Here is a 9027-nt window from a genome sequence, read left to right on the forward strand (position 1 = left end):
TGATAGTCCGAATACCGGGTGCTACCGACGGAGCCACGGGACGTCGCCGTACACCGAGCAGAACACGCGGATCGTTTCCAAGTGAGATCTACTGCCGTCGCCGCGTTCGGAGGAAATTAGCCAAAATCAGCGACCGAACTGCTGGTAGACTCCTCGCAGCGAGGTCGAACCGCTGCGATGAACTCCTGCTTTGTCCGATCGGCAAACTGAACTCGAGTTCGCTCATATGAAGATATTGTTTGATATAGTATCATTATTGACATCAGATGTGTATCTAGAATTGTCATTTCTATCTGAGGAGACGAAGATCGTACGGAGTGAAACAGAGACCGAATCAATACTGGCAGATCCGACAGCGCGATCGACACAGCGAACGGAGGACCCCGCTGTAGCCACTGCACGTCATTGTACACCAAATCACCAGACAGATCGGTGATGAGTGTGTAAATCGGTGCAGTCGTTACTATCGCAGTCTCAATCGGTCGTATCGGCGTCGATGGGAGTTTCCCGGCCGGTTCGATACACCCGGCTCGTAAAGAGGAGACTGATCGTGCCCCCGGCGAGCACCGTCCCCAGGGCCAACATCGTGAACGCTTCGCGCATCCCGACCGTCTCGATGAGATAGCCGACCAGAACCGGCATCATCGCGCCGGTGAGATTCACCGCGGTCCAGAAGTATCCGAACGTTCGTCCCTCCCGTTCCGGCGGGGTAATCTCGCTGATGAGGGCGTCTCGAGCGGGACTGATTCCCCACAGACTCGTCCCCAGGACGATCATCACGAGTAACAGCGTTACCGGAGAGAGATCGAGAGAGCCGAGAACGACGAGCACGACGGTTCCAACGCTTACGCCACCCAGAAGGACCAGTCTGGGATCGAACCGATCGGTCAATGCACCCAGAAAGAGCTGACTTACCGCACCACAGATCAACAGCGCTGCGAAGTAGAAGTTGGCGACTGACTCCGGTGCAAGCGAGATACCTCCCACGTCGAAGGAGTAACTGTAAACGGCGACGACGAACGCGGGAACGAACGTGTTGACGCCGTTGGCGGCGAACATTTTCGTCACGAAAAACAGGAAGATAACGATCATGGGATACCGATACGTCCGTGGATCGGTCCGCTGTTTCGTCTCCGATTCCTCGTCCGACGTCCCTTCGGACGTTTCCGGCACGGTCTCGTAGTCGTCGCCACCGAGGGCAACGTACAGTGCAAGCGAGTAGAGGACACCGACGAGACCGAGGATGACGAGAATGAGGTCCCACGCAAGCACGAGAATCAACGCACCGATGGCAAGCGGTGGAATTGCATCGCCGAATTTCGCCGAACTACCGAAGATTCCGAGCGTTTTTCCTTTGTTCTCAGAGGAGACGTTCGCAGAGATCATCGGGTATCCGGCAGGGTGGACGACCGCGTTTCCGATGCCGGAGACGAGCATCAACCCCGACATCACCAGAAAGCCACCTTCGAACGTGTACCCAAGCAACGAGAGGTCGGGGAGAACGACGCCGAGTGCGGGTGCAAACGGGAACACCATGTAACAGGCGGCCGAAACGCCGATTCCGGCCGGGAGGATCGCACGTCGGTCGTACCGATCAGCCAGCACACCGAGAGGAGCCTGTGACAACCCCCCACCGGCGTAGAAGACGCTTACGAGGAGACCGAGTTGCCAGATCGGATACTCCGTCACGATCGCCAGTATCGGAATCAGGGGTGGAATCAGGCGCAAGTAGAAGTGCTGAGCGAGATGTGTCGAACTGATGAGGAAAGCGAACCGCATTTCCCGACGCGCAAGTCCGAACATAGCTGTGTCAATTAAGGTAGAGCCGATAAGATTACCGGCTTCGCTCCGCCGAGTAACAGATACGCCGGTACCGTCGGTACCGAACCTGTCGACACCCGCCCTCGAGTGCCGGATCCCTGACGGTGGGCTCGACTATCTATCGTTTTTCCGGCGGACGCAATTAGTCGGCCATCAACGCCTCACGGAGGCCATCCGGTACGGGAATCGAGCTCTCACCGCCAACCTCGACGCAAACCCGTTGCTCGTACCCGGTAAATGCGAGTTCACCATCGACGGTCCCGGCGTACTCGAATCGAACGCTCGAGTCGCCGACCGTCGCGGTCATTCCGATCGTCACGACGTCGCCCGCTCGGACGGGCTGATGGAATCGAGCGCCGACGTCGACGATCGGTAACCCGATGCCGTGTTCGTCGGTCATAGTCCAGAACGGCCACCCGATCGATTCGACGTACTCGTCGGCAGTTTGGTGGAGTGCATCGATGATTCGTGGGTAGTGTGCGATCTCGAACGGATCCGAGTCCGAGAATCTGACGGTCCACTGGCGTTCGAAAACGGGATCTTCGACCGCCGGGTGGTCCCCATCGGTCATCGGCGATCCTCCGCCGGGGCGGCGACTCGTCGAACCGCCCGGCTGGGCCGCCGTACTCTTCGGACGGAGCCCTCGAAGACGTCCGTCGACGGCCTGTCCGCGTGGATAGCCGTTCCGTCTCGCTGGGTCGTACACACCGATATTAACATACCACCCAGGTAATTCGCAACAGCTTTATCTTTTTTGGATCGGTACCCGGTCTAACTGGGAAAAGAGATCGTGACCGTAGATATACGATCTTCGAACACAGGAGCCCGGAGTTGTCGCTACTCCCGCGGTGTCACGTGTTTGTTCGGTCGGCTGGGATGGTATGCCAGCACAAACCGTGATCGGTCTACGGTCGTCCTGGTACTGAGTTCCAAGAGTTCATACCAAAGTAGCCGTTGGATACGGCGGGTTGTACTCTACAAGTCGCTGAGCCCTCCGTTACCTTCATCATTTATAAACACTCGTTGACACCTGTTCCGCTTACTCGAATTGGCAACAAGCATCGGTGAAACCGACGTTCAGCGGTACGTCCGGACTGGCAGGTCTGGTCGGTTACTCGTTCCGAGTTCGGCTCGTGGGTCGTACTGACGTGGTATGTTTCGACGAATGGTATTCCGTATCATCGAATTTCTATGGCATCCGGAAACAGCAATGAAACGGCTATTGTCGCGATCGAATGCGCAATGTCAATACGTAACCACAGACGAGGCAGTTTGGTCGACCAGCGCGATACATACTGAATGGTGGTTCATCGGCAAACCAACAGTACAGTCTCGAGTCCTATCCTTACAACCATACATGTGTAAACGATGGGTACTTAAATCGGGACCAACGGAATGAATTCCGTATAGTCGAATGGGAGAATTGAATCACAGTATTCGCCTGTTCGATCACTACACCGGCCTTTTGACGGCTTTGGTTCCAAAATTCGAACTATAGTCATTGCGCGATACGGAAGTCATCGCGGAAGCAGAATTTTAGGCTCCCTGGCAATTGAGAGCGCGTTCGCTAATCAGCCGGTCCGACATGATGGGGGTACTTCCCGTTCCGGCGAGGCCTATAGTAGCCACTGAACGTCAATGCACACCCAATCGCCAGATTGATCGGCGATCGGTGTGTAAATCATTTCACTATTACTATATTATGATCGTCTTTTTGACGGTCCCAGAACGACATTCGCCGAAACCGCACTCATAGACAACAGGTCGACACGGCTGGACAGAAGCATTCCTATCCGCACTGTAGTCGGCAAATCAGCGGTCACCCGTGTCCGTATCGCAGTGAATGAGGTTGGGCTAGTTGCAGTCCTAATCAAAGGTATTAATGCGTATTAAATCGATCCTTGTCGATAATGCCACCCGGAAATTATGGCGTGAAGTCCGCCCAGTATCTGATCCAACACGATCACATCGTTACGCTGTGCGCATTGCAGTCCATCGTAGTCCAAAGCGACAAACAGGTACGCGGATTCAATCAGTAATGCGAACGCTCAATTCGGTAACGGCGGCCATCGACACTCGACACCCGCTGGCTGAAATCAATCTTCATAACGCTACAATTCAGAAATTTGGCCGATGAACTTCACACAGGCGATTCCCGATGTCCGATCGCCGGTTACCACGATCCTGGCGTCAGCATTACTCGGAGGAATCGTGTTTGCAGCCGCACCGGCCGATGGAGCCACGGCGAGGATGCTTGCGATTACTGTCTTCTGTATCGTACTCTGGATATTCACGCCGATTCCGCCATCGTACACCGGCATAATCGGAATCGCTCTCATCGGGGTCACGTTTCCGATGGAGATCGCACTCGGAGGCTTTCACTCGCCGGCGACGTGGCTGATCGGGTTCGGATTACTCATGGGCGAAGCGACTCGCCGAAGCGGACTCGCAGCACAGGCCGGCCACTGGATAACCGCTCGAAGCGTTCCAGGCCACGTCCGGTCGGATCCGGTCCGAACGTATCGGCGGCTGTTGCTTGCACTCGGACTGGGCGCGTACGCCCTGGCGCTATTTATCCCATCGGCGCTCGTGCGCGTGTTGTTGCTTGCACCAGTCCTCAAAGAAGCCGGGACGCTTTTCGATTCCAGACGCGCACGAATCGGTCTCTTTCTGGGTCCGCTTTTCGCGACCTTCTACGGATCGGTCGGAATACTCACGGCTGACCTTCCGAACATCATCATCACCGGAATCAGTTCGTCGATCGGAGATCACCCGGTTTCGTGGACCGAGTGGATCGTCCACATGTTCCCGATCATGGGCATCACCCGCGTTCTCGTCGTGATCGGGATCGTCTACGTTCTGTACCGGCCGGAGCCGACCTCGACAGTACAACCACCCGACCTCGAGGGAACGGCGGTCGACGGGCGCCACCTCCGAATGCTCGCCTTTCTGTTCGTCGGCACCGCCGTGTGGATGACCGACTTCGTCCACGGCCTACACCCCGTCGTCGGCGCACTCGTGGTCGTCATCCTCGCGTTTTTACCGGGTGTTGGGATCGTCAACTTCGAAGAGGCCGTCTCTGACGTCGACTACTCGATCGTCTTCTTCGTCGCGTCGGTGCTGGCGATCGGCGAAGGACTCGCCTATACGGGATTCAGTGAAAACGCGGCGAACTATCTACTCGAGTGGATTCCACACGACGCGCCACTCGCGGTAATACTCCTGTTTATCTTCTCCGCGACGCTGCTGCTCGCACTATTGATGGAGGGGCTGGCGGTTGCGAGCGTGCTGACGCCCGTCGTGATTCCGTACGCTGAAGCAGCAGGGTTGCCGCTTACCCCCGTCCTGATGGCTGAAGCGATGGCGCTTGGGACGTACTTTTTCCCCTATCAGTCGGCGGTCCTCATTACGATCCTCGCCGAAGACGTCGTCGAGATGGGCGAACTGGTACGGACGACCGTGGTGTGTTCGGTAGCGACGATCGTACTCCTGGTTCCGCTACAGTTCGCTTATTTCACCCTCCTGTACTAAGACCGAATTCGTTGCAGGCACTCGGACGCAGAATAGTTTTCCCATTTGGTATTGGTGCATTTATGTAATATGGGTGATAAAAAAAGAGTTATCGGCCGGTACCGGACCGCGATATGGTACCAGTATCGTTATACGGTTGGTTCGCCATCCGGTGGTATGGTCGAAAGGACACCGCCGGGTTCGGCGACGGAACTTGCCGAAGCGATCCGATCGGGAGAGACGTGTCCGATCGAAACTGTCGATGCGTGTCTGGAACGAATTGAGCAGCGGAATAATCGGACGAACGCCTTCGTCGACGTCTACTCGTCGGATGCACGGGAAAAGGCAAAGGAAGCGGCTGCTGCCGTCGACCGCGGCGACTCTCTCGGACCACTACACGGGGTCCCAATCGCAATCAAGGACCTTTTCGATCTCAAAGCAGACGTACGATGTACGTTCGGATCGATACCGTTCGAGTCGTTTGTTCCCAAACACACAAGCACGCACGTGGCGCGACTCGAGCGTGCGGGCGCGATCGTCGTTGGCAAGACTAACACGTCGGAGTTCGGCCACAGCCTCGTAACCGACAATCGCCTGTTTGGGCCCACGTCGACGCCGTTTGACTTAGAACGGAACGCCGGCGGCTCCTCCGGCGGTAGCGCGGCCGCAGTCGCCGATGGCCTCGTCCCAATCGCACAGGGATCAGATGCAGGCGGTTCGGTCAGGGTACCCGCGGCCTGCTGTGGTGTCGTCGGCGTCAAGCCGACGTTCGGGCTCGTCGCCCAACCGATGCGACCAGATGCGTTCTTGGCCGACACACCGTTCGTCCATGTCGGTCCAATAGCTCGAACCGTTCAAGACGCTGCAACAATGCTTTCAGTGCTCGTCGGACCCGACCCAGCCGATCCCTTCTCGGTACCGACGCCCGACCTCGATCTCCAGTCGGCCCCTCAGAAGTCGATCGACGGGTTCACGATTGGCTACCTCCCGACGATCGGAGACCTTCCAGTCACCAACTCAGTAGCCGAGACGACCGAGTCGGCTGTCCAGGCCTTGGTGACAGCCGGGGCAACCGTCGAACGGGCGACCCTGGATCTCGACCTCGACCACGCGGAACTGAGCGGGATCTGGCGTCGCCAGATGGGCACTCTGTATCATTCGGTGCTCGAGGGGTTTGCCGCGGGCGGCACCGACGTCTTCCAAGATCGTCGACCGGACTTGACGCCGAGCTTTCGCGACATGCTCACGGAGACGGCCGACCGTACCGCTCTGGAACTCAAACGCGATGACCGCAAGCGAACACGCGTCTACGATGCGATCCAGTCGGCTCTCTCGACGTACGATCTGCTCGTCACTCCGACGACCGCCACCACCCCCCCAGAAAACAACCCTAGCGACGTTACGACCGGGCCCGACTCACTCGAGGGCGTTTCGCTCGACCCGCTGACCGGGTGGTGTCTCACCCACCCGCTCAACTTCACGGGCCACCCTGCGGCGTCCGTACCGGCCGGCGAGACGTCCGACGGACTGCCCGTCGGCCTCCAGATCGTCGGCGATCGATTCGAAGACGACGCGGTTCTCGCGGCGGCTGGTGCCCTCGAACGCCACGATCCCTGGATCGATTCCTACCCCGACGAGTGATCGATCCACCTCGGTTTCCTACCCACCGACCGAATCCCTGAATTTTTGGCATGTTGGCGCTTTCCACTCACTTGGAAGGCCGATCCGTTCGAAAGTTAAACGACTGCGGAGAGTCGTACCGCGAGACATCAGCTATACGTACCAGTGCGTTCATGATAGAGCAAATGCAGCCCCTCGAAAGCTGGACGGTTCCGAACCTGTTCGAACAGGCCGTATCCCGCACGCCGGAGGCCACAGCGATCGTGGATCTAGAAACGGGACGTGAGTACACCTACGCGGAACTAGATGCGGAGACCGCCGCGATCGCCAGCTGGTTCGCCGAGCAAGGAATTGGGAAAGGTGATCGAGTTGCCATCTGTCTGAAAAACCGGCCCGAACACATCCTGACGGTACTCGCAACCCAACGAATTGGGGCCATCGCTGTCCCCTTTAATTTCCGACTGGCTCCCGAAGGAATTCGGTACACCCTCGAACACTGTCGGCCAGCGGCGTTCGTGTACGGTCCCGCAGTCGAGGCGACCGTTCGAACCTTGCGTCCTGACCTCGACGTCCCCATCGAAACGTACGTTACGGTCGCAACGGACCCGCCGTCATTTGCCACTCCGTTCGAACGGCTCCCAGACGAAAAAGTGGGTGAAATGGACGTCCGGGTCGATCCGGAAGATACGAGCGTCATCCTCTACAGTTCGGGCACTACCGGCCGTCCCAAGGGGATCGAGATCAACCACGCCGCTTCCGCGGCACGACCGGTTATCAATACCATCGGCCAACGATTCAGGCTACAGACGGAGTGTATGGTCGGCGTCATGCCCCTGTATCACACCGTTGGTCTCCACGGGGTAGTCCTGACCATGGTCGCACTTAGCGGGACAGTCCTTACCCTACACGATTTCGAGCCGGAGGCTGTTCTCGACGCAATCGACGAACACGGCGTCACCGCATTACACGAAGCACCCACAATATTCCGGGCGCTGGTCGACAGTCCGGCGTGTAACCGAACCGACGCCGAGAGCATTCGAGTGCTCACCTACTCGGGAGCGCCGATGGAGTCGCCGTTGCTTTCCGAGGTGATCGATGCGTTCGACCCTGCTTTCGTCTCGAATCAGTACGGCTGTACGGAAGCGTTCGGCCCACTCGGACAGATCGACCTCCAGGATCCGGATACCGCAGAGCCGGCGACCGACCCCACCTGGACCGGACCGACCAATATCATGCAGCAAACACGGATTGTCGATTCTGAGCGAAAGGACCCCGATGCCGTTCTCGAGTCTGGAATGCACGGAGAACTCCTCATCAGCACTGCCTCCCCGACGATCTTCAGCGGCTACTGGAACGACTCCGAAGAAACCGAATCGGCGGTCCGTGACGGGTGGTTTTTTACCGGCGATATGGCCTACCGAACACCAGACGGCAATACCGTAATCACCGGTCGCGTCGACGACATGATCATTAGCGGCGGCGAGAACATCTATCCGGCAGCACTCGAAGACGTCCTCTCGGCCCACCCGGCGGTCGCCTCGGCTGCCGTGGTCGGAACTCCTGATGACAGGTGGGGGGAAGTACCTAAAGCCTACATCGTTCGGGCCGACCCAGTGACTGCAGACGAACTCGACGAGTGGTGTCTCAACCGGCCGGACCTCGCTGAATTCAAACGTCCCCGTGAATATGAGTTCGTCACGAACCTTCCCAGAAATCCGAGCGGCAAGATCAAACGGTACGAACTCCACGATTCCGATAACGAATGATAACCGCGTGTCGCAGTGAAAAAAGTCGGCAGCGTTGCATCCCGATCGATTCCGGTATACAGTCAATCCATCCGTTCTAGTTTAACAGATCGGGGTATCCAGAGACGCCAAGCTAGAATCGTCAGTAACTAGGAATGTGAGAATCCGGTGGGAAGTGTGTACAAACCACCGGACTCAGTAGTTGTGAACCGAATTCAAAGAGCGTTTCCATCTGATGAGTTGCGCGAGCGTGCTCGCGCAACGAATCTCATCCAGCGAGAGCGGAAACTCGACGTCGTCGCGTTGTTTTACACGCTTTCACTCGGCTTCG

Annotated in this window: 5 protein-coding genes and 1 pseudogene; 4 read left to right on the plus strand and 2 right to left on the minus strand. The window is 57.6% G+C overall.

Annotation, left to right across the window (positions count from 1 at the left end):
- Positions 1–474: 474 nt before the first annotated feature.
- Entirely contained in the window at positions 475–1803 is a 1329-nt protein-coding gene (locus tag EA473_RS12590; protein ID WP_124196009.1) for an MFS transporter, read from the minus strand.
- Between the two features lie 160 nt (positions 1804–1963).
- A complete protein-coding gene (locus EA473_RS12595; protein WP_124196010.1) occupies positions 1964–2392 on the minus strand; it encodes an acyl-CoA thioesterase in 429 nt (142 codons plus the stop codon).
- Positions 2393–3954: 1562 nt separating this feature from the next.
- Between EA473_RS12595 and EA473_RS12600 the strand changes: the two genes are divergently transcribed.
- From EA473_RS12600 to EA473_RS12615, 4 genes and pseudogenes are all read left to right on the plus strand, one after another.
- On the plus strand, positions 3955–5352 hold the full coding sequence (locus EA473_RS12600; protein ID WP_124196011.1) for an SLC13 family permease: 1398 nt from the start codon (positions 3955–3957) through the stop codon (positions 5350–5352).
- 156 nt (positions 5353–5508) lie between these two features.
- Complete coding sequence (locus EA473_RS12605; RefSeq protein ID WP_124196012.1) at positions 5509–6972, plus strand: amidase; 1464 nt, start codon at positions 5509–5511, stop codon at positions 6970–6972.
- A gap of 164 nt (positions 6973–7136) precedes the next feature.
- Entirely contained in the window at positions 7137–8717 is a 1581-nt protein-coding gene (locus EA473_RS12610) for a class I adenylate-forming enzyme family protein (protein ID WP_165875279.1), read from the plus strand.
- Between the two features lie 147 nt (positions 8718–8864).
- Positions 8865–9027 (plus strand): annotated as a pseudogene (locus EA473_RS12615) (IS4 family transposase); the annotation flags it as partial.

Source organism: Natrarchaeobius chitinivorans (assembly GCF_003841505.1).
GTDB classification, from domain to species: Archaea; Halobacteriota; Halobacteria; order Halobacteriales; family Natrialbaceae; genus Natrarchaeobius; species Natrarchaeobius chitinivorans.

Coding starts and splice junctions, on each gene's coding strand:
- EA473_RS12590 (WP_124196009.1), bottom strand. CDS start 1,803: ATGTTCGGACTTGCGCGTCGGGAAATGCGGTTCGCTTTCCTCATCAGT.
- EA473_RS12595 (WP_124196010.1), bottom strand. CDS start 2,392: ATGACCGATGGGGACCACCCGGCGGTCGAAGATCCCGTTTTCGAACGC.
- EA473_RS12600 (WP_124196011.1), top strand. CDS start 3,955: ATGAACTTCACACAGGCGATTCCCGATGTCCGATCGCCGGTTACCACG.
- EA473_RS12605 (WP_124196012.1), top strand. CDS start 5,509: ATGGTCGAAAGGACACCGCCGGGTTCGGCGACGGAACTTGCCGAAGCG.
- EA473_RS12610 (WP_165875279.1), top strand. CDS start 7,137: ATGCAGCCCCTCGAAAGCTGGACGGTTCCGAACCTGTTCGAACAGGCC.